Annotated in this window: 20 protein-coding genes; 10 read left to right on the plus strand and 10 right to left on the minus strand. The window is 68.8% G+C overall.

What is annotated here, in order from left to right:
* The first annotated feature begins 99 nt into the window (after positions 1-99).
* Together QYS60_RS16760 and QYS60_RS16765 are read left to right on the plus strand one after the other, a co-directional pair.
* Positions 100-1,365 carry an aspartate kinase gene (locus tag QYS60_RS16760; protein WP_003935350.1) on the plus strand — a complete coding sequence of 422 codons (1,266 nt, stop codon included), beginning with the start codon at positions 100-102 and terminating at the stop codon, positions 1,363-1,365.
* Between the two features lie 3 nt (positions 1,366-1,368).
* Positions 1,369-2,400 (plus strand): aspartate-semialdehyde dehydrogenase, encoded by a 1,032-nt coding sequence (locus tag QYS60_RS16765; protein WP_289377606.1) that lies wholly within the window; start codon positions 1,369-1,371, stop codon positions 2,398-2,400.
* 91 nt (positions 2,401-2,491) lie between these two features.
* Here QYS60_RS16765 and QYS60_RS16770 read toward each other — a convergent pair whose 3' ends face one another.
* Entirely contained in the window at positions 2,492-2,878 is a 387-nt protein-coding gene (locus QYS60_RS16770; RefSeq protein WP_371383700.1) for an SPW repeat protein, read from the minus strand.
* Between the two features lie 101 nt (positions 2,879-2,979).
* Here QYS60_RS16770 and QYS60_RS16775 point away from each other — a divergent pair, with 101 nt between their 5' ends.
* The gene (locus QYS60_RS16775) at positions 2,980-3,573 is read left to right on the plus strand and encodes a TetR/AcrR family transcriptional regulator (RefSeq protein WP_371383701.1); all 594 of its coding nucleotides are present in this window, start codon (positions 2,980-2,982) and stop codon (positions 3,571-3,573) included.
* 74 nt (positions 3,574-3,647) lie between these two features.
* On the opposite strand, the gene couM is transcribed toward QYS60_RS16775, so the two are convergent.
* The 3 genes from couM to couN are packed head-to-tail and all read right to left on the minus strand — an operon-like array spanning position 3,648 to position 5,940.
* On the minus strand, positions 3,648-4,127 hold the full coding sequence (gene couM / locus QYS60_RS16780) for a p-hydroxycinnamoyl-CoA hydratase (RefSeq protein ID WP_371383702.1): 480 nt from the start codon (positions 4,125-4,127) through the stop codon (positions 3,648-3,650).
* A gap of 14 nt (positions 4,128-4,141) precedes the next feature.
* Positions 4,142-5,032 carry a 4-hydroxyphenyl-beta-ketoacyl-CoA hydrolase gene (couO, locus tag QYS60_RS16785; protein ID WP_003935345.1) on the minus strand — a complete coding sequence of 297 codons (891 nt, stop codon included), beginning with the start codon at positions 5,030-5,032 and terminating at the stop codon, positions 4,142-4,144.
* Positions 5,029-5,940 (minus strand): 4-hydroxyphenyl-beta-hydroxyacyl-CoA dehydrogenase, encoded by a 912-nt coding sequence (gene couN, locus QYS60_RS16790; protein ID WP_371383703.1) that lies wholly within the window; start codon positions 5,938-5,940, stop codon positions 5,029-5,031. The genes couO and couN overlap by 4 nt, the downstream gene beginning before the upstream one ends.
* 115 nt (positions 5,941-6,055) lie before the next feature.
* Between couN and QYS60_RS16795 the strand changes: the two genes are divergently transcribed.
* Positions 6,056-6,505, plus strand: a complete 450-nt coding sequence (locus tag QYS60_RS16795) for a MarR family winged helix-turn-helix transcriptional regulator (protein ID WP_371383704.1) — start codon at positions 6,056-6,058, stop codon at positions 6,503-6,505.
* Between the two features lie 396 nt (positions 6,506-6,901).
* Here QYS60_RS16795 and QYS60_RS16800 read toward each other — a convergent pair whose 3' ends face one another.
* Positions 6,902-7,744 (minus strand): class I SAM-dependent methyltransferase, encoded by an 843-nt coding sequence (locus QYS60_RS16800; protein ID WP_371383705.1) that lies wholly within the window; start codon positions 7,742-7,744, stop codon positions 6,902-6,904.
* Positions 7,741-9,342, minus strand: a complete 1,602-nt coding sequence (locus QYS60_RS16805) for an AMP-binding protein (RefSeq protein WP_003935341.1) — start codon at positions 9,340-9,342, stop codon at positions 7,741-7,743. The genes QYS60_RS16800 and QYS60_RS16805 overlap by 4 nt, the downstream gene beginning before the upstream one ends.
* 344 nt (positions 9,343-9,686) lie before the next feature.
* Between QYS60_RS16805 and QYS60_RS16810 the strand changes: the two genes are divergently transcribed.
* Entirely contained in the window at positions 9,687-10,052 is a 366-nt protein-coding gene (locus tag QYS60_RS16810) for an HNH endonuclease (protein WP_289377597.1), read from the plus strand.
* Positions 10,053-10,094: 42 nt separating this feature from the next.
* Here the strand turns inward: QYS60_RS16810 and QYS60_RS16815 are convergent, their stop codons facing one another.
* The gene (locus tag QYS60_RS16815) at positions 10,095-10,718 is read right to left on the minus strand and encodes a TetR/AcrR family transcriptional regulator (RefSeq protein ID WP_289377596.1); all 624 of its coding nucleotides are present in this window, start codon (positions 10,716-10,718) and stop codon (positions 10,095-10,097) included.
* Between the two features lie 56 nt (positions 10,719-10,774).
* Between QYS60_RS16815 and QYS60_RS16820 the strand changes: the two genes are divergently transcribed.
* The 3 genes from QYS60_RS16820 to QYS60_RS16830 all read left to right on the plus strand — a co-directional run bounded on the left by QYS60_RS16820 (position 10,775) and on the right by QYS60_RS16830 (position 13,180).
* Positions 10,775-12,016: an oxygenase MpaB family protein gene (locus QYS60_RS16820; RefSeq protein WP_371383706.1), complete on the plus strand. Its 1,242-nt coding sequence runs from the start codon at positions 10,775-10,777 to the stop codon at positions 12,014-12,016.
* A gap of 163 nt (positions 12,017-12,179) precedes the next feature.
* The gene (locus QYS60_RS16825; RefSeq protein ID WP_371383721.1) at positions 12,180-12,692 is read left to right on the plus strand and encodes a GNAT family N-acetyltransferase; all 513 of its coding nucleotides are present in this window, start codon (positions 12,180-12,182) and stop codon (positions 12,690-12,692) included.
* 80 nt (positions 12,693-12,772) lie between these two features.
* A complete protein-coding gene (locus tag QYS60_RS16830; RefSeq protein ID WP_289377593.1) occupies positions 12,773-13,180 on the plus strand; it encodes a hypothetical protein in 408 nt (135 codons plus the stop codon).
* 13 nt (positions 13,181-13,193) lie between these two features.
* On the opposite strand, the gene QYS60_RS16835 is transcribed toward QYS60_RS16830, so the two are convergent.
* A complete protein-coding gene (locus QYS60_RS16835; protein ID WP_371383707.1) occupies positions 13,194-13,874 on the minus strand; it encodes an NUDIX domain-containing protein in 681 nt (226 codons plus the stop codon).
* 67 nt (positions 13,875-13,941) lie between these two features.
* Here QYS60_RS16835 and QYS60_RS16840 point away from each other — a divergent pair, with 67 nt between their 5' ends.
* Positions 13,942-14,940 (plus strand): ADP-ribosylglycohydrolase family protein, encoded by a 999-nt coding sequence (locus QYS60_RS16840; RefSeq protein WP_371383708.1) that lies wholly within the window; start codon positions 13,942-13,944, stop codon positions 14,938-14,940.
* Entirely contained in the window at positions 14,937-15,446 is a 510-nt protein-coding gene (locus QYS60_RS16845; RefSeq protein ID WP_371383709.1) for an O-acetyl-ADP-ribose deacetylase, read from the plus strand. Before QYS60_RS16840 ends, QYS60_RS16845 begins: the two co-directional genes overlap by 4 nt.
* Before the next feature lie 84 nt (positions 15,447-15,530).
* Here QYS60_RS16845 and QYS60_RS16850 read toward each other — a convergent pair whose 3' ends face one another.
* Positions 15,531-17,963 (minus strand): glycoside hydrolase family 65 protein, encoded by a 2,433-nt coding sequence (locus QYS60_RS16850; RefSeq protein WP_003935332.1) that lies wholly within the window; start codon positions 17,961-17,963, stop codon positions 15,531-15,533.
* Positions 17,964-18,000: 37 nt separating this feature from the next.
* Positions 18,001-18,813 carry a trehalose-phosphatase gene (otsB, locus tag QYS60_RS16855; RefSeq protein ID WP_289377590.1) on the minus strand — a complete coding sequence of 271 codons (813 nt, stop codon included), beginning with the start codon at positions 18,811-18,813 and terminating at the stop codon, positions 18,001-18,003.
* Positions 18,814-18,968 lie beyond the last annotated feature (155 nt).

An 18,968-nucleotide genomic window follows, 5' to 3' on the forward strand; every position in this document is an offset into this window, starting at 1 on the left:
GTTCGCGGCGGGTCGGGGCAGGTCGGGCCGCATCCCTCCGGGCCGCATCGGTAAGCTGGTCCCCTGGACTTGCACCCAAGACCCCGGAGGTTCGCCAGCGTGGCACTCGTCGTCCAGAAGTACGGAGGATCCTCGGTCGCGACGGCCGAGCGGATCCGGCGCGTCGCTGAACGGATAGTCGAGACCAAGAAGGCGGGCAACGACGTCGTCGTGGTCGTGTCGGCGATGGGCGACACGACCGACGAGCTGCTCGACCTCGCTCAGCAGGTGTGCCCCGCCCCGCCGGCGCGTGAGATGGACATGCTCCTCACCTCCGGTGAGCGCATCTCCAACGCCCTGGTCGCAATGGCGATCCACTCGCTCGGCGCCGAGGCACGCTCGTTCACCGGCTCCCAGGCCGGCGTGATCACGACGGGCAGCCACGGCAACGCGAAGATCATCGACGTCACCCCCGGCCGCGTCCGGACCGCGCTCGACGAGGGCAGCATCGTCCTCGTCGCCGGTTTCCAGGGCGTGAGCCAGGACAGCAAGGACATCACCACCCTCGGCCGCGGCGGGTCCGACACCACCGCCGTCGCCCTGGCCGCGGCACTGGACGCCGATGTCTGCGAGATCTACACCGACGTCGACGGCGTCTTCACCGCCGACCCGCGCATCGTCAAGGACGCTCAGCGGCTCGAGAAGGTCTCGTTCGAGGAGATGCTCGAGCTCGCGGCCTGCGGCGCGAAGGTGCTCATGCTGCGCTGCGTCGAGTACGCCCGCCGCTACAACGTGCCCGTGCACGTTCGTTCGTCGTACACCACCAAGCCCGGCACCATCGTGTCCGGATCGATGGAGGACATCCCCGTGGAAGAGGCTCTGATCACCGGCGTCGCGCACGATCGCGGCGAGGCCAAGGTCACCGTCGTCGGCCTGCCCGACACGCCCGGCTACGCCGCGAAGGTGTTCCGCGCCGTCGCCGAGGCCGAGATCAACATCGACATGGTGTTGCAGAACATCTCCAAGGTGGAGACTGGCAAGACCGACATCACCTTCACCCTGCCCAAGAGCGACGGCCCGCGTGCCGTCGAGCTGCTGAGCAAGCAGCAGGAGGAGATCGGCTTCACCCAGGTGCTGTTCGACGACCACATCGGCAAGGTCTCGCTCGTCGGTGCCGGCATGAAGAGCCATCCGGGCGTCACGGCGAAGTTCTGCGAGGCTCTCGCGGACGCGGGCATCAACATCGACCTCATCTCGACCTCGGAGATCCGTATCTCGGTGCTCGTCGACGACACCGAACTCGACGACGCGGTGCGCGCCCTGCACGCCGCTTTCGAACTCGGTGGTGACGAGGAAGCCGTCGTCCACGCCGGAACGGGACGGTAGATCATGACCACCATCGCAGTCGTAGGTGCCACCGGCCAGGTCGGCATCGTCATGCGCACCCTGCTCGAGGAGCGCAACTTTCCCGCCGACAAGGTGCGGTTCTTCGCCTCGGCCCGCTCGGCCGGCAAGAAGCTGCCGTTCCGCGGTGAGGAGATCGTCGTGGAGGACGCCGCGGCGACCTCCGAGGAGGACCTGAAGGGTATCGACATCGCCCTGTTCTCCGCCGGTGCGACGCTCTCGCGTGCCCAGGCGCCGCGGTTCGCCGCCGCCGGGGCGGTCGTGGTCGACAACTCCTCGGCCTGGCGCAAGGACCCCGAGGTGCCCCTCGTCGTGAGCGAGGTCAACCCGCAGGAGGCGAAGAATCCGCCGAAGGGCATCATCGCCAATCCGAACTGCACCACCATGGCCGCGATGCCGGTCCTGAAAGTGCTGCACGACGAGGCCGGCCTGCAGCGGCTGATCGTCTCGAGCTACCAGGCGGTCTCCGGCAGCGGCATCGCCGGCGTCGAGGAACTGCTCGGTCAGGCCCGCGCCGTCATCGGCGACGCCGAGAAGCTCGTGCACGACGGCAGCGCCGTCGACTTCCCGGCCCCGGACAAGTACGTCGCGCCGATCGCGTTCAACGTCCTGCCGCTCGCGGGTTCGCTCGTCGACGACGGCAGCGGCGAGACCGACGAGGACCAGAAGCTGCGCAACGAGTCCCGCAAGATCCTCGGGCTGCCGGATCTGCTGGTCTCGGGTACCTGCGTGCGTGTGCCGGTGATCACCGGTCACTCGCTGTCGATCAATGCCGAGTTCGAACGCCCGCTGTCGGTGGAGCGCGCGAAGGAACTGCTCGCGAACGCCCCCGGCGTGCGCCTCGTGGACGTTCCGACGCCGCTGCAGGCCGCCGGCCAGGATCCGTCGCTGGTGGGCCGGGTCCGGCAGGACCCGGGCGTGCCGGACGGCCGCGGACTCGCGCTGTTCGTCTCGGGAGACAACCTGCGGAAGGGCGCTGCCCTCAACACCATTCAGATCGCCGAACTGCTGGTGTAGGTTCTTCGGACCCTCGAAGGGGAGGTTGCCGCGACACGTCGCCGGCAACCTCCCCTTCGACGTTCTCGGTGGGCGTTCTCGGTGAGTCTTCTCAGAGGGCCGTCGATGTGTAGGCGCGGCGTTCCTGCTCCCGGGTCGAGGCCGTGACGTCGGCGGACTCGTCGGCGAGGTACGCGCTGCTGCCGACGAGCATGATGAGCGCGCCCGCGATCCACGCGGTCCAGGCTGCTCCGTCGCCGGCGAACTGTCCGACCCAGGGCGAGATGAACAGGATCAGGCCGACGACGGACAGGGACCAGTGATCCTTGGTGGGATCACGGGCGATCAGCGACCACAGGGCGTAGATCGCGGCGATGGCACCCAGTCCGAGAGTGACGCCGGAGCCGACGGCGGTGGTGTCGAACCACACCGACGCGGTCATGGTGACGATGCCCAGGATCAGGGCAATCGCTCCGGCGAACGAGTTCGAGATCTTCATGTGCGCACCTCTCTTCGAATCGCTACATGTTGCGTAGCTACAGAGAGTGTAGCGCTGTTGTAGGATGATCGTCGAAGTCGGGACGGCGGACGGAGGGGCGCATGCGGTCGGGTGAGGGCCATGCGGTCGGTGAGGGCACTGCGGTCGGTGAGGGCACTGCCACGCCGGAAGAACGCATCGCCGATGCCGTGCTCGAACTGCTCCGCCGCAAAGGGCCCAGAGCCGTGACGATCGAAGCCGTGGCCACGCACACCGGCATGGCCCGCACCACCATCTACCGTCGCTACCGCGACCGGGACGAGATGCTCACCGCGGTGATGGAGCCGATCGCGCAACCGTCGCCTCCCGCGCCGGATGCCACCGCGCAGCAGGTGCTGACGTGGCTGGCCGAGCAGTCCCTGCGTTCGGTCGACGGGGGTGTCGGCTTCGGGGGTCTCGCCGCGCTGGTGACCGATGCGGACCCCGCGTTCACCGATCTCATCCGCTCGGTACTCGTGCGCCACCGCAGCACCTTGACCGAGGTCGTGCGGCGCCACATCGCCCGGGGGACCGTGCGGACCGACCTCGACGTCGAGACCTTCCTCGACTGCATCGTCGGTGCCTACTTCGCGGAACGGGCCCGGAGCGGTGACATCGACGCCGGCTGGAACGAACGCGTCGCACAGACGCTGCTGCCCGCGTTCGTCCGGCCGTGAGGCGGCCTGAAACGAGCGAATGTGCCCTTCAGCCGACAGAAGGGCACATTCGCTGCGACTGCAGGCGGCGGCTGCTACTCGAACATGCGGTAGACCGCCTCGACGACGACGGCGGGCCGCTCGCTGCCCTCGAGTTCGATCAGGCCGTCGATGGTGATCTGGACGCCGCCCTTCGGCAGCTTCTCGAGCGACTTCAGTGTCGCGTAGAGGCGGACCTTGCCACCGGCGGGCACGGGATTGGTGAAGCGGACCTTGTTCAGGCCGTAGTTGACGGCCATGGTGACACTGTCGACCTTCAGGACCTCGCTCCACATCGGGATGATCAGGGAGAGCGTCAGGTAGCCGTGGGCGATGGGCCCACCGAAGGGGCTCTCCTTCTTCGCCCGCTCGACGTCGAGGTGGATCCACTGATGGTCGTCGGTGGCGTCGGCGAAGGTCTGGATCCGGTCCTGCTCGATCGCCATCCACGAGCTGACGCCGAGCGGTTGCCCGACGAATGCCTCGAGGTCGGCCAGGGTGGCGACGTGGGTGGTGGAGGTGGCGGGGATGGTCATGGGGCCTCCTGTGCTCAGCGCTTGATGCCGAGAACGCGCAGTGCGTTCTGCTTGAAGATCATCGGGGCGATCTCGGGTTTGATGTCGAGAGTGGCGAAATCGTTGCGCCATCGATCCACTTGGATGACGGGGAAGTCGGAGCCGAACAGCACCTTGTGGCGCAGCATCGTGTTGGCGGCCTTGACCAGTTGCGGCGGGAAGTACTTCGGGGACCAGCCGGAGAGGTCGATGTAGACGTTGGCCTTGTGGGTGGCGATGGAGATCTGCGCGTCGACCCACGGTACCGCGGGGTGGGCCATGACGATGGTCAGGTCGGGGAAGTCGGCGGCGACGTCGTCGAGCAGCATGGGGTCGGAGTAGCGCAGCTTGATGCCGTGCCCGCCGGGCAGCCCGGCGCCGATGCCGGTCTGGCCGGTGTGGAACAGGGCGGGCACGCCGGCCTCGACGAGAGCCTCGTAGAGGGGGTAGAACTGCCGGTCGTTCGGCTCGAAGCCCTGCATGCTGGGGTGGAACTTGAAGCCTTTGACGCCGTACTCGTCGATCAGGCGGCGCGCCCGTTTCACAGCGGCCTTGCCCTGCAGCGGGTCGACGGAGCCGAAGGGGATGAGCACGTCGTTGTGGGTGGCGGCGAGCTCGGCGATCTCCTCGACCGAGTTGGGGGCGTGGCCTGTGGCGGACTGGGCATCGACGGTGAACACGACGGCGGCCATGTTGCGTTGCCGGTAGTGCTCGGCGATGGAGTCGATGGTGGGGGTGCGTTCCTCGCCGGACTTGAAGTACTTCTCCGAGGCCGCCATCAGCTCGTCGTCCATGGAGCGGTGTCCGCAGCCGTCGATCTCGACGTGGGTGTGGATGTCGATCGCCTCGATCGCCTCGAAGTCGATCCCGTATTCGTAGCGGCTCACTTGGCGAGCACCTCCTCGGGGAATTCCTCGCCGACGGACTCGACGCGGTCGGCGAACACGATGGGCCACTGCGCGGCCACGTCGTCGGCGGAGAAGCCGCCGTCGTGGAAGGCGGTGGCGGTCAGCTGCGGATGCGACCACAGCGCCAGGCGGTCGCCGCCGACGGAGAACGCCTGCCCGGTGATGTCGGCGGCGTCGTCGGAGGCGAGGAAGGCGATCAGGCCGGCGACGTCTTCCGGGGTGCCCATGCCGACCTCGCGGCGGATCACCGCGGGCAGCTCACCGGTCTGCTTCATCTGCTCTATGTAGGGCGCGAAGATCGGCACGGTCTCGGTCATCGCGGTGACGGCGACGGGGCACACGGCGTTGGCGGTGATCCCGGCGCGCTGCAGTTCCATCGCCCAGGTGCGGACCATCCCGACCACGGCGGCCTTGGCGCCGGAGTAGTTGGTCTGCCCGAAGTTGCCGCGCTGCCCGGCCGGGGAACCGATGGCGATGATGCGGCCGCCGTCGCCCTGCTCGCGGAAGCGCAGCACGGCCTCGCGCACGCACGTGAACGTGCCGCGCAGGTGCACGTCGACCACGGCGTCGAAGTCGTCGTCGGTCATCTTCCACAGCACCTTGTCGCGCAGGATGCCGGCGTTGGTCACCATCACGTCGAGGCGGCCGAAGTGCTCGACCGCGGCGGCGACGAGCTGCTTCGCCGTCTCGGTCGGTCCGACCGGGGCGACGACGGCGACGGCGCGTCCACCCGCGGCGGTGATCGTCGCGACGGCGGCATCGGCGGTGCCCTGGTCGACGTCGTTGATCACGACCGCGGCGCCGTGACGGGCCAGCTCGGTGGCGTAGGCAAGGCCGAGGCCCTGTCCGCTACCGGTGACGACGGCGACTTTGTTGCTGAGGTCCACGAGATCCTCCGTTGCTCGAACCGATGTACTCCCAATCACATGGGAACATCTACTATTGAAAATGTCAACGATTGAGGAACTGATACCCTGAGGGTCGCGACGAAAGGCTGCCGGAATGGAACGTCGACGCGTCCTCGAGGACGACCTGGGATTTCTGCTCACCCGTGCCAGTGCGATGGTGGTGCGATCGGTGAACGAGGCCCTCGCCCCGCTCGGGCTGCGGGTGCGCCCCTACACGGTGCTCTCCCTCGCATGCGACGAACCTGCCGGTGTGGCGCAGCGCCGCATCGCCGCGGACATGGGGCTCGACCCCAGTCAGATCGTCGCGATCGTCGACGAACTCGAAACCCGGAACCTGGTTGCCCGCACCGCCGATCCGGGAGACCGGCGCAACAAGCTCGTCGTCGCCACCGACGAGGGCCGTACGCTCTGCGACGAAGCGCGCCGGCTCAGCGAGGAGGTGTCGGCGCGGCATTTCGCCGGAGCCGACCCGGCGCTGCTCGACGAAATGCGAAAGGTGCTGGGCAGCATAGTATTTCCTGAGTCGGTGAACGCCGTCCGGTGACCACGCGCTCGTCGCTGCGCGCCGCCCGGGAGAGGTGCGGTGGCGATCGTGGACGAACCCGCAGGGACCGTGGTCGTCGAGAGATCCCGCGAGCAGGTGACCGGAAGTCAGTAGCCCCCGAAGGACATCGGATACCGGTGCCTGTACCTGTACCTGCGCCCGCGCGGCAAGCTGTCGACCGAGCCCGAGCCGATGGGTGCGCAGTACGCCGCACCGGACGCCTTCCACCTGCAGGGGGGCCGTCCCGTCACCCAAAGATCTACCGCGACGCCGCCCACCCCTCCCTGCCTGGTGCTGTCGTTCACGACCCGCGCGGCAGGGGGGCGGCAGTAGCGACGGTCAGCTGTCGCCGGCCGGCCGAACTCTCGAAATCCACGGCCGGCCGGCGAGGTGCGGTCATCGGTCGGTGGTCAGTGAGCTGGCCGAGGTGAGGACCGGGGTGCGGTGACGCGGGTGGTTGGGCCGCGTTCGTTCCTTGATCGCGACCACGGTGCTGTAGTGATCGCGCGGAGACAGGTCGGGCAGTGTGCAAATGGCGGCGAAGCCGCACAGCCGCAGGACTGTTCGCAGGGTGTCGAGATCGATCAGGTAGGAGGAGCGGGAGAACTGGCAGGTGTGGGTCCCCACGGTCATGGTCACGTTCCAGCGGCGGAGCCGGGTGGTCGGGTCGGTGTGGATTTGTTCGACCACGGTGACAGGTTCGCCGACGGTCGTGGATCCGCGGTGTTCGAGGAGTCGAGTGCTGGCGGCGCCGGGACGGGTGGCGGGCAGATCGACCAGCAGTGCCCCGCCGGGGCGTAGGGCTCCGGCCATCCCGGCGACGTGGGTGGCCAGACGATCGAGGTCGTGTTCGAGTGGGACATCGTTGTCCCAGGTGTCGGCGTAGGCGAGGGAGTTGCCGCGGCACATGACCATGTCGAACACGGCAGGAAACACCCGACCGAGGTCTTCCCAGCGGGCGTGGACGGCGTCGTGGGACAGACCGGCCTCGGCGCAGTTGAGCCGAAATCGGCGGAGCATGTCCACGCTGCCATCGGAACACACCAGCGGATAGCCGGCCTCGAGCAGTCGGAGGGTGCCGAAACCGGTGCCGACGGCACAGTCGAGAACCGGACCGTTCAGGCCGACGGTGTCGAACGCAGCGACGGACTGAGCCACGAAACGGTCCTCGTCGGCACACACGCGCAGGTAGATGTCGATGATCTCGGCAGGATGTTCGACGATGGAAGTAGTGGTCACAGGCCCTCCGTCGCGACGAGGTGCTCGACGAGGCGGCGCAGTTGCCCGCGGTCGATCTTGCTGTTGTGCCGCGGGTCGGTCGGTAGGGCGGTGGACAGGTGCACCGGGGTGGGCCCGGGCAAGTGCAGTCGCTGGGCGAGGACGGCCATGGTGCCGAGGTCGACGGCGCGGGGATCCTCGTCGTGGGGGAAGACGTAGAACAGGCGGTCGAGATCCTCGAGATACACTACTGCGCTGAGCAGGAACCCGGTGACCATGTTCCACATCTGTTCGAGCGCATCGGGATGGATCGGGCCGTGTCGGGAGTCGACGACGTCCTTTCGGCGGCACAGGTACCACACCAGGCCCGATGGATCGATGTAGCCGAAATCCCCGGTACGATGCCAAATCTCACCGGTTCTCGTGTCGCGTAGTTTGGCGGCGCGCACGGCGTCGTCGCGGTGGAAGTAGGTAGTGCTCACCCGAGCGCCGGAAACGACGATCTCGCCGGTCCGGTCGGCAGGAAGGCCATCGAGCGCTACGTCGAAGTACGGCCCCTCGAACTGCGGTTCGACGACAGCGACGTCCATGTCCACGGCCGGCCGCCCGAGCGGGGTGCCCTTGCCGGTCCAGGTTCCGAGCTTCGAACGGTATACGTGCTCGTCGGCGCCGATCAGGGTGATCGGCATCAACGCTTCGGTGCTTGCATACGGCACCACGACCTCGGCCGGGGCGAGCCTGTCCTGCATGCGTTCGACCAGCCGGGCACCGATGGCCGAACCCGCGGTGGCCACCCGCCGCAATGCCGGGGCGGGTAGGTGATGCTGATCCGTATGGGTGATCAGGCGATGCCACACCAGTGGCGAAGCGAACAGGTAGTCGCTGCCGGAGCCGGCCAGCTGCCGGTAGAGCGCAGCGACGTCGAAGTGGGCGGGTTGAACGGTGTCCAGGTCCGGCAACACCACGCGTCGGCCCATGGCCACGGCCACCAGCGCCAGGTGCGGAAACAGGCAGAACTCGGAGGAGATCTCGTCGCTGCGGTAGTAGCGCATCTGCGAGGCGAGCTCGCGCGAGGTCCACGGCACGCCCTTGGGGATGCCCGTGGTTCCGCTGGTGTAGAGCAGCAGCACGGTATCGGCGATGTCCCACTGCCTTTCGGTCCGACTCAGGTCGGGCAGAACAGTACCGAGGCGATCGCTGTCGAAGGCGGCGCTCGTCGGGGCACAGATGATGCCGTCGTAGAGATCCACTCCGGGACACGGCAGCTCGGAGACCCACACAGGAGCTTCGAGGTCGGTCAGGCACGCGGCCAGCGTGTCCGGGGGCTGGTTGGGGTCGAGGAACGCGGGGACTGCTCCCACCAGGAATGCGCCGTAGCAGTATGCGATCAGCTCGACCCCCAGCGGCAGCGTCACCACCACGTTGTCGCCTGCCCGTACACCCAACTGGTGCAGGTGCGTCCCTGCGGATTCGGCCGCGTGCTGGATGTCGGAAAACGAGTGCTGCGACGACGAACGCAGATCGGTCACCGCTATCCGATCGGGGTGCTCGACGCATGAAGTGACCAGCCCGTCCAGCAGTGCATGTCCGGACGTGACGACGGTGTGGCGAGAATGCATGACCCCCCTCGATGGAACCGAAATTGCATGACGGAGTGATGCAAGGAGGGGAATTGCGCGCGGAGCCGTCCAGATCCCGAATTGTCGTTCGGACGCCTCGAATGTCGTATCCCCCCCGGAACCCCACCCGCGCAAGATGGTACGGCGCAGGGAACGCGAATGCCTACCGGATGAACGTGATCTCCGCCACGGGAGATTCCGACGGCCGAGCTACGTCTAAGTGGCCTCGGGGCCACTGCTGCAAGTGCCTGTCATCTCTGAGCGAACGGGACGACAACGCTCGGCCCTGCACCGCAGTCCGCAGGGCACTGGCGCTCGGGGAGCGACTCGGTCAGGATCGACAGGTGGACCGCGCCGCCAGACTCACGCTCGCCGTCGAACGACAGGACGGCTGCTGCCTGTGGTGTGGCCGGCGGTTCGGACCGTTGATTCCGCCGACCACCGAACATCTCGTGCCACGAGTCAAGGGTGGTCCCAGCATCGCGGCCAACGAGGCCGCCGCGTGTCGGCGATGCAACGCCGACCGCGGTCACCGGGGTCCGGTCGAGTGGCTCGCCGAGTGCCGGAACCGGCACGGCTGGGCCCCGCAGGCGAGCCTGCTCGCGACGCTCCTGAACGCGCTGGACCTCGAACTCGACAGCGTGGGTGGACATCGCCGCGCCAGGCGATACCTGGCCGGCCAGCTGCGACGCTGCCGGAGCAGCTGCTGAGGCGTGCGGAGTGGGTCGTCGCGGAACGATGGAGGCAGGGAGTCAGACCAGGATCTCCCTGAGGTAGGCGGTGATCATGGCTGTCAGCTGGTCCGCGACCACGTCCGGCTCGATCGGCGGCTGATCGAGCACATAACCGACCGCGACGTTCTCGACGGTGCGGACGAGCATCCACGCGATGGCATCGGGATGCTCGATCCGGCGCCGGCCGGGGTTGAAGCGCAGCCACATCGCCAGCAGCGCGTCGATGCGGTGTTCGAACGCGACCAGCCGGCTGTCCGGCGTGCGGGGGAGTTGCTCGACGAGCACGCGCAGCAGCCGGGGGTTCTCGCCGAGCGCCTCGAGCAGCACCCGCATGTTGGTCCGCACCGATTCGGTCCAGGTGGGGGCGTCGAGCGCATCGGTGAACACGTGCGAAATGCGAGTCTGCACCTCCTCGGTCCACCGGTCGACGACTTCGGCCACGATGGCGTCCTTGCCGGGGAAGTACTGGTACAGCGAGCCGGGGCTGATGCCGGCCGCGGCGGCGATCCGGTTGGTGGAGGCGCCCTCGTAGCCGTGGGTGAGCAGGACTTCCCGGCCGGCGGTCACGATGCGCTCGACCATCGCCTGGGAGCGGCGTTGTTGCGGCACCCGGCGCAGCCGATTCTGCTCCGCCGGCCTCACCGGCGCCGCCCGAACGCGAATTGAACGCGAGTATTTGCTCGTGTCAGCATCGGCTCATGGTGGCACACGAGATTCGGCAGGACCCGCAGGCGGCCCGCTACCCGCGCCGGTACGCCGGCATCCGGCCCAGGAACCAGCGCATCGGACGTCCCCTGCGCGCCTACGCGCGGATCGGCGCCGTCGACGAGGAACTGCTCGACCGGATCGGCCGGCGGATGTTCGCCCGCGACGAGGTGGGCGCCGATCTGGTGCACGCGATGCGCCGCCCCCGGACGGACGCCGAACGGGTGAGCATGGCGCAGTTCCATCGGGCGCTCGAGCACGGCATCGACGCGGTGCCGGATGCGCCGGAGGCTCTGCGGCAATTCTTCTCCGTGGTCGACGACGTCCCGGAGTGGGTGGACTTCGACCTGCTGGAGAAGGGTGCCCGGGCGTTCCGCAGGATGGGCCGCAGCCGCATCGACGTGCTGCTCCAGTTGTCGCTCATCGGCGGCTACCGGTTCGGCGGACCGCCGGATCTGCTCGTCGAGACCGGGGGCCTGACCGGCTCGACCGCGATGCGGCGCCTCGGCGAAACGCAGAAGTGGGGAACCGCGGTCGGCGAGCCGGGCGGGATGCGCAGGAACGGTGAGGGATTCAAGCTCACGGTGCACGTGCGCGCGATGCATGCGCTGATCAACCACCAGTTCGAGACCAACGGCCGATGGGACGTCGAACGCTGGGGTCTGCCGATCAACCAGACCGACCAGGCGGCAACTCTCGGGCTGTTCAACGGCACGCTGCTGCTCGGCATGCGGGCACTCGGGTACTACGTCACCCGTGAGGAGTCCCGGGCGGTGATGCACCTGTGGAAGTACGTCGGATGGCTCATGGGCATCGACGAGGACTGGCTGTTCGACACCGAACGCGAGCAGCACGTGTTCAACTACCACGTGCTGCTGGTGCAGGACGACGTCACGCCCGCGGGTGCCGCGTTGTCCGGAGCCCTCGTGGAGGGCCAGCGCACCCTCGACTACGGCAGGTTCGGCGACGTGCGCGGCCGGTACGAGCGGCAGCGCCTGCTGAGCATGCTCCGGTACTTCCTCGGGACGCAGAGCCTGCGGGAGCTGGATCTGCCCGTCACCTCCGCCTGGGCCGTTCCTCCGGTACTGGTCAAGAACGTCGTCGCCTCCACGGTGGTCGCCCGCACGCGCACCGGCAGGCGGTTCCTCGAACGGGCCGGCGACCGGGCCGCCCGGCGTGAACTCGCCTCCAAGTTCGGGGCGTCGAGGCCCGCCGTCGGCGCGCTGCCCGGCTGAGCGTCCCGGCCGTGCGGCAGCCGGGACGGTCGCGTCGCCGCGGTCGGCTAGGCTTGTTCCGGCAAGCCGGACCGCCCGTTCTCGGTTGAAGCGGGCGGCGGTCGTCGAGAAATTCGGGTGAAAGACGTTGACGGACTCTGGGGAACTGAGCATCGCGCCGCTGGTGCGCTCGGCCGACGGTAGTGACGACACCGCCAAGGTGGTCGCCGACCTCGTCAATGCCGTCTATGCCGTCGCCGAGGACGGCATGTGGCCGAAGGGGGCCACCCGGACCTCGGCGACCGAGATCGCCCAATTTTCCGGTGCCGGTCAGCTCTTCGTCGCATCGCTCGGCGACCGGATCGTGGGCTGCGTGAAGGTGGTGCAACTCGATGCCCGCGTCGCCGAGTTCGGGATGCTCGCCGCCGACCCGGAGGTGCGGGGCGCCGGCGTCGGCAGTGCCCTCGTGCGGTTCGCCGAGTCCCACGCGGCGCGGCTCGGGAACGAGATCATGCAGCTCGAGATCATCCAGCCCAGAGACTTCGAGCACCCGTCGAAGGTGTTCCTGTCGCAGTGGTATCCGCGAATGGGATACGTGCCGGTGCGGACGGAGGGCCCCGAGGTCATGTACCCAGAACTGGTTCCGCTGCTCGCCGTTCCGTGCGACGTCGTCGTCTACCACAAGCGGCTCGGCTGACCGGCCCGTCTCCGCGTGGCGCCCGCCGCGGGCGACGGCGACGTGCTTCCATGGTCGGACGAGTACCGCGAGGAGGCGAGATGACGAGCAACCGTATCGGCCGCCGTACCCGGCGAGCGGGAGCGACGCTACTGCTGACGGCCGCCGCAGTCTTCGGCGCATCCGGCCCGGCGACGGCCCAGGACGAGTGGCCCGAGATTCCGTCCTATCCGACACCGATGGTGCCCTACGAGACCAAGGACTTCCTGACCCCTGCGGACCTCGACTACTGGAATCCGCTGGTGAACCGGAATCGGCTCACGTCACCGTTCGGCACCGGCACCCGGATCGTCTGCGTCGGGTTCCACGGCGTGACCACCGACTGCTGGCAAGCGGACGGAAACGGGCAGCCGCACAAGCTCATCCGGTTGCCGGCCAACCTGCCGAACGTCACCGGTTCGAGCCTGCCGGGCGGTGGACCGGGGCACTTCGTCTACCCGATCCTCTGAACCCGCGGGCGCCTCAGGCGGTGAACAACACCGCCGCCTGAGCCGGCAACCGGGCGCCGTCCTTGCGGCGGAACAGTTCCGCCGGCCGGCCGGCACCCGGACTCGACATGCGCCCGGTGCTGTCGAGGGCGTCGACGACGTGGCGGCGGAACGAGTCCTTCTGCAGCGGAAGGCCGAATACCACCTCGTACAGCCGCCGCAATTCGAGGACGGTGAACTCGTCGCCGAGCAGCCCGTCGGGATCGACCCGCTGCGCGTAGCGTGCCCGCAGATCCGCGACGGCCGCGGCCACCATCTCGGAATGATCGAAAGCCAGCGGCTGCCCGGCCTTTCCGTCGCGCACGCCCACGAGGAGGGCGCGGGGCGGGAGGTCCTCGCGGGGCACCGCCGCGGCATGGGCGATGGAGATCACCCATCCGCGCGGGTCCCGGTCGGGGGCGTCGAACGCACCGATCTGGTGGAATCGGATGCCGGTGAGGTTCGTCTTGTCGCGCAGTACGCGCCGGGCGGCGTCGGCGAGCCGTTCGCGTTCGCGGAGAAATGTTCCGGGCAGGGCGAGGAGGCCGTGGCCGTGCTCGACGGCCAGCACCCGGAGTTCGCCGTCGGAACAGGTCAGCACAGCGACGTCCACCGCGGCCGACGGGTGCGGATAGTCGGCCAGCGTCCGGCCGGTCTCGTCCGTCCACTCGTTCACGGTTGCACCTTAGCGCCGATATGATCTAAATTGATAGCGCAGATTTGATCGAAGGGTGGAGCGGGCGATGACATTGACGACACGACAATGCGATCGGGCGGTGGGGGTGCTGCTGGCGACGGCGGCCGGGGACGCCCTCGGCGCCGGCTACGAGTTCACGCACCCCGCTGCGGACGCGGAGATCGACATGGTCGGCGGCGGCGTGTTCGGGTGGGAACCGGGGGAGTGGACCGACGACACCGCGATGGCCGTCGCCGTCGCCGAGGTCGCGGCCACGGGCGTCGACCTCGCCGGCGCCGCCGGCCTCGACGCGGTGGCGGCGCAGTTCGTGCGGTGGTTCGACTCGCACCCGAAGGACATCGGCAACCAGACCCGCGCGGTGCTTTCGCACCGCCCCGCGGGGGGCGCCGCGATGCAGGCCCGTGCCCGCGCCGTCCCCAGCCGCAAGGGCGGCAACGGCGCTCTCATGCGCACCGCCCCCGTCGCCCTGTCCTGTCTCGGCGCGGGCGGTGCGGACGCTGCGCTCGCCGCCGCGGGGCAGGTGGCTTTGCTGACCCATGACGACCCGCAGGCGGTCCAGGCCTGCCGGCTGTGGACGTACGCGATCCGCCATGCCGTCCTGCACGGCACCTTCGACGGTGTCCGCGGGTACCTGCAGGTCTGCCCCGCCGACGTCGCCGGCTACTGGGGTCCGTTGCTCGACCGGGCCGAGCGCGGCTCGCCCGACGACTTCGCGAACAACGGATGGACCGTCCACGCCCTGCAGACCGCGTGGTGGGCGATCAGCACGACCGACGATTCCGACCACGGGCACCTGCAGCGCGCACTCGAGGCCGCGGTCCGCGCCGGTGGTGACACCGACACCACCGCGGCCATCGCGGGCGGACTGCTCGGCGCTCGCTGGGGCGCCTCGGCGGTCCCGGATCGTTGGCGGCGCATCCTGCACGGCTGGCCCGGGCACACCGCGCACGACCTGACCCGGCTGGCCACGGCGGCCGCCCGGAAGGGATACGGTCGTCCCGCCGCCGTCCCCGCTCGTCCCACTACGTTCCAGGAGCAGTCGTGACCCTCATCGACGTCGTCCACGGCGACATCACCGCCCAGCACGTCGACGCGATCGTCAACGCCGCCAAGTCCTCACTCCTCGGAGGCGGCGGCGTCGACGGCGCCATCCACCACGCCGGCGGTCCGGAGATCCTCGCCGCCTGCAAGGCCCTGCGCGCGACGACCCTGCCCAACGGCCTGGACGTGGGTGCGGCGGTGGCCACCACCGCCGGAAAGCTCCCGGCGCGCTGGGTGATCCACACCGTCGGACCGGTCTACTCGCCCCACGAGGACCGCTCGCACCTGCTGCGGTCGGCCTACACACGCAGTCTCGCCGTCGCCGACACCGTCGGCGCCCGCACCGTCGCGTTCCCGCTCATCTCCGCCGGTGCCTACGGCTGGTCGAAGGAGGACGCGATCCGGCAGGCGGTCACGGCCCTGACCTCCGCCCGGACCGCCGTCGAGATCGTCACGCTCGTCGCGTTCGACCGGAGCGTCGCCGAACTGATGCGCCGCACGTTGCCCTAGGACGCCCACGCCGGTGACCGAATGTCACATGCGGTCGGTTGGATCGACTGCATGTGACATTCGGCCGAAACGGTTGTGCGGTGCTCAGGGCATCGACGGTTCCTGCGAGGGGAGGGTGAACACACAACTTTCGCCGGCGCCGAGTTCGCAGATCTGGCCGTCGAGACCCACCCGGACAGGTCCGTGGAACCCCTCGGACTGGGCCAGCACCGTCAGTTCGCCGCCCACGATGCGCACCCGTAGCGGGGTGCCGCGGAACCGGATCGAGAAGGACACGCCGTCGAGCCGGTCCACGAGCCGGGGCCGGAACAGCAGCACGCCGTTGTAGACCCGGGCGCCGACGAAGCTGCTCTGCAGCAGGTCCAGCGTGCCGGACATGACGCCCATGTGGATGCCTTCCTTGGTGGTTCCACCTTGGATGTCGCTGACGTCGCTCTCGAGCGCCAGCATGAAGCGCTCCCACGAGCTGGGCGGATGGATGTCGGCAAGTACTCCGGCGAAGGTGACGTGGCTGAGCGTCGACCCGTGCGAGGTCCGCTGGTCGTAGTACTCGATGGTGCGACGGGCCAGCTCCTGGTCGTACGGGTAGCCCAGCCGCTCGAACGTCGCATGCAGTTCGTCGTCGTCGAGCAGGAAGAACAACATGACCGTGTCGGCCTGCTTGGCCATCTTGAACCGGTTCGGATCCTCGCCCTCCGCCCGGAGGATGCGATCGAGCCGCTGGATGTTGGGGTATGCGGCGCGGTAGTGCTCCCAGTCGAGTTCCTCGAGCTCGTCGTAGCCCTCGAACTGGCTGACCACACCCTCGTGGAAGGGCACGAACATCCGCCGGCTCATGTCGTCCCACGTGCGCAGCTCCTCGTCGGTGACCGCGAGCTGGGCGAGCAGGGCGCGCCGTCGGCTGGCCGAGAGCGAGTCGAGCACCGCCGGGACCGTCGCCATGATCCAGGCCACCATGACGTTGGTGTAGGCGTTGTTGCGCAGGCCCGCCTCGGCCGCGCCGGGGTGGCGTTCGTGGAACTCGTCCGGCCCCATCACGCCGTGGATCTCGTACCGTTCGCGCTCGGGGTTGTAGTGGGTCGCCGACGCCCAGAACCGGGCGATCTCGAGCATCAGCTCGGCGCCGTAGTCGGCCAGGAACTCCGTGTCGTCGGTCGCCTGCAGGAAGCGCCACACGTTGTAGAAGATCGCCGCGTTGACGTGCCGCTGATTCCGGCTGAGGTCTGGATCCCACTGCCCGGAAAGGGGATTGAGATGGACGGCCTGAGTCTCCTCGGTGCCGTCGCTGCCGCTCTGCCAGGGGAACATCGCGCCCCGGTACCCGGCTTCCTCGGCCGCGGCCTGGGCCTCGGACAGCCGGCGGTACCGGTAGAGCAGCAGGCTCCGGGTCACCTCCGGCATCCGCAGGTTCAGGAACGGCTGGATGTACATCTCGTCCCAGAACACGTGCCCCCGGTACGCCTCTCCGTTGAGGCCGCGCGCCGGCACGCCGACGTCGTGCCGCGCCGTGTGCCGGGAACAGACCTGCAGCACGTGCGCGACGTGCAGCCGCAGCAGGAGGTCGGCCCGGGGTTCGCTGGGCAGCCGGACGTCGCAGATGTCCCACAGCTCGTCCCACGCCGCTTCGTGCTCGGCATACGCGGGGGCGAAATCCGGGTACCGCAGCACGTGCCGGCCGGACGCGGCCAGCGCCTCGGTGATCGCATTGTCCCGGGAGGTGAACAGCGACACCATCTTCTCCACGCGCGTCGGCCGGCCCTGCTCGACGTCGAAGGAGAGCACCTGCTGGATGTAGTCCTCCATCTGGTACAGCGAGCGGTCGACCTCCAGGGGGCCGTCGTCGTAGCCCTCTCCGCGGAAGACCCGGGTGCGTGCGGCCTCGGCGATGTAGATGTCGGACTGCCGGGTCTGCACGCGCAGCGCGATGGTCTCGTTGCCGAAGGTGCGCGGGGACACCGGATCCAGGTGGCGGCCCTCGAGCTGCCGGTAGCGGGCGACGATCTGGTTCGTGACGCGGCCGTCCAGTGCCGAGACCACCTCCACCGCACCGGACCAGTTCTCCGGGACGAGCGTCCACTCGATCCCGGCCTGATGGCTCTGCGCCATGCTCACGAAGCGACGGCTCCGCAGGGTGGTCTCCCGCCCGAACCGGTCCCGGAATCGCAGCTCGCGCTTCACCGTGGCGAGCCGGATGTCGTAGGTGTGCCGATAGGACAGCACGTCGACGTCGTCGAGCCGGACGGCGTCCCCGCCTTCGATGCGAAGCTTGAGGACCAGCCAGTTCGAGACGTTGACCAGGTCCTCGTTCAGCACCGGGCGTCCGCCCATGATGGTGGTCTCGCGGTTGTAGATCCCGTGCACGTAGGTGCCGGGGTAGTGGATGGGACTCATGTCCTCCCACTCGGCGGTGCCGCGCGTGCAGAAGTAACCGTTCCCGGTGGAGGTCAGCGCCTCCCGCAGTCCCTCCGACGCGCTGTCGAACCGGTCGTAGTCGAGTCCGAACTTCGGGTCCTGCACGACGTCCCCCTGGATGTCCCTGGGCGTGGTCCCCCGATCACCGCGCCAGTGTGGTCAAGAAGCGCTCCACCTCGTCGACGGAGGCGAGTGCGAACTCGGCGGCCGTGTTCCGGCCCGCCATCTCCGGATCGTCCGGCCGGCCCACGAGGATGCCGATCCCCCGGCCGCGCAACGCCCGGAAGGCGTCCTCGTCGGTGATGTCGTCGCCCAGGTACACCGGGACCGTGTCGGCGGAGTCGAGGCCGAGAACGTCGACGAGGTACAGCACCGCCCGGCCCTTGTCCCAGTTGATGGCGGGTGCGAGTTCGTACACCATCTTCCCCGGGGTGACCTTCAGTTCGCCGTGATGGTCGGTGAGCAGCGTCTGCACGATCGCCTCGATCCGGTTTCGGTCCGCGGGGTCGACGAGCCGGTAGTGCACCGCGACCGACGCGCGCTTCGGCTCCACCAACGCACCCGGGATCGTCCCGGTCTCGGTGCGGAGCCGCTCGGTCACCGCGGCGACGAGGTCCGCGAACCGGGCCACGCGGTCGTCGGAGACGGAGCCGCGCTGCGGAGTCCAGATGTCGAAGCCGTGGCTGCCGGCCACCACCAGGTCGTCGACGCCCATCAGCTGCTGCACCACTGCCCGGTCCCGGCCGGTCACGACGCACACCGGACACCGTGATGCGAGGTCGCGGACGACGGTACGCATGCCGTCCGAGATCACGGCGTCCTCGGGCCGCGACACGATCGGAGTGAGCACTCCGTCGTAGTCGAGGAACACCGCCGGCCGGCACGCCGCCAGCCGGCGGGTCAGGTCTTCGTTCCCCAGCGCGCGAGGCAGGTCGCGGACCGAAGTTTCCTCCATTGTCGGAGCACCCCCTGTGACGCGGCGGACGCCGCGCGTGCGGCGCGGCCACGGTCTACCCCTCCTACTGTAGGGCCGGCTCGTGGGGCGAGGGGCCATCCGGTCCGCACACGCGGTACGGGTGTGGGCACAACGACGGCCCCCGGGTTCGTAGA

Source organism: Rhodococcus sp. GXMU-t2271 (genome assembly GCF_041414735.1).
Classification (GTDB): domain Bacteria; phylum Actinomycetota; class Actinomycetes; order Mycobacteriales; family Mycobacteriaceae; genus Rhodococcus; species Rhodococcus indonesiensis.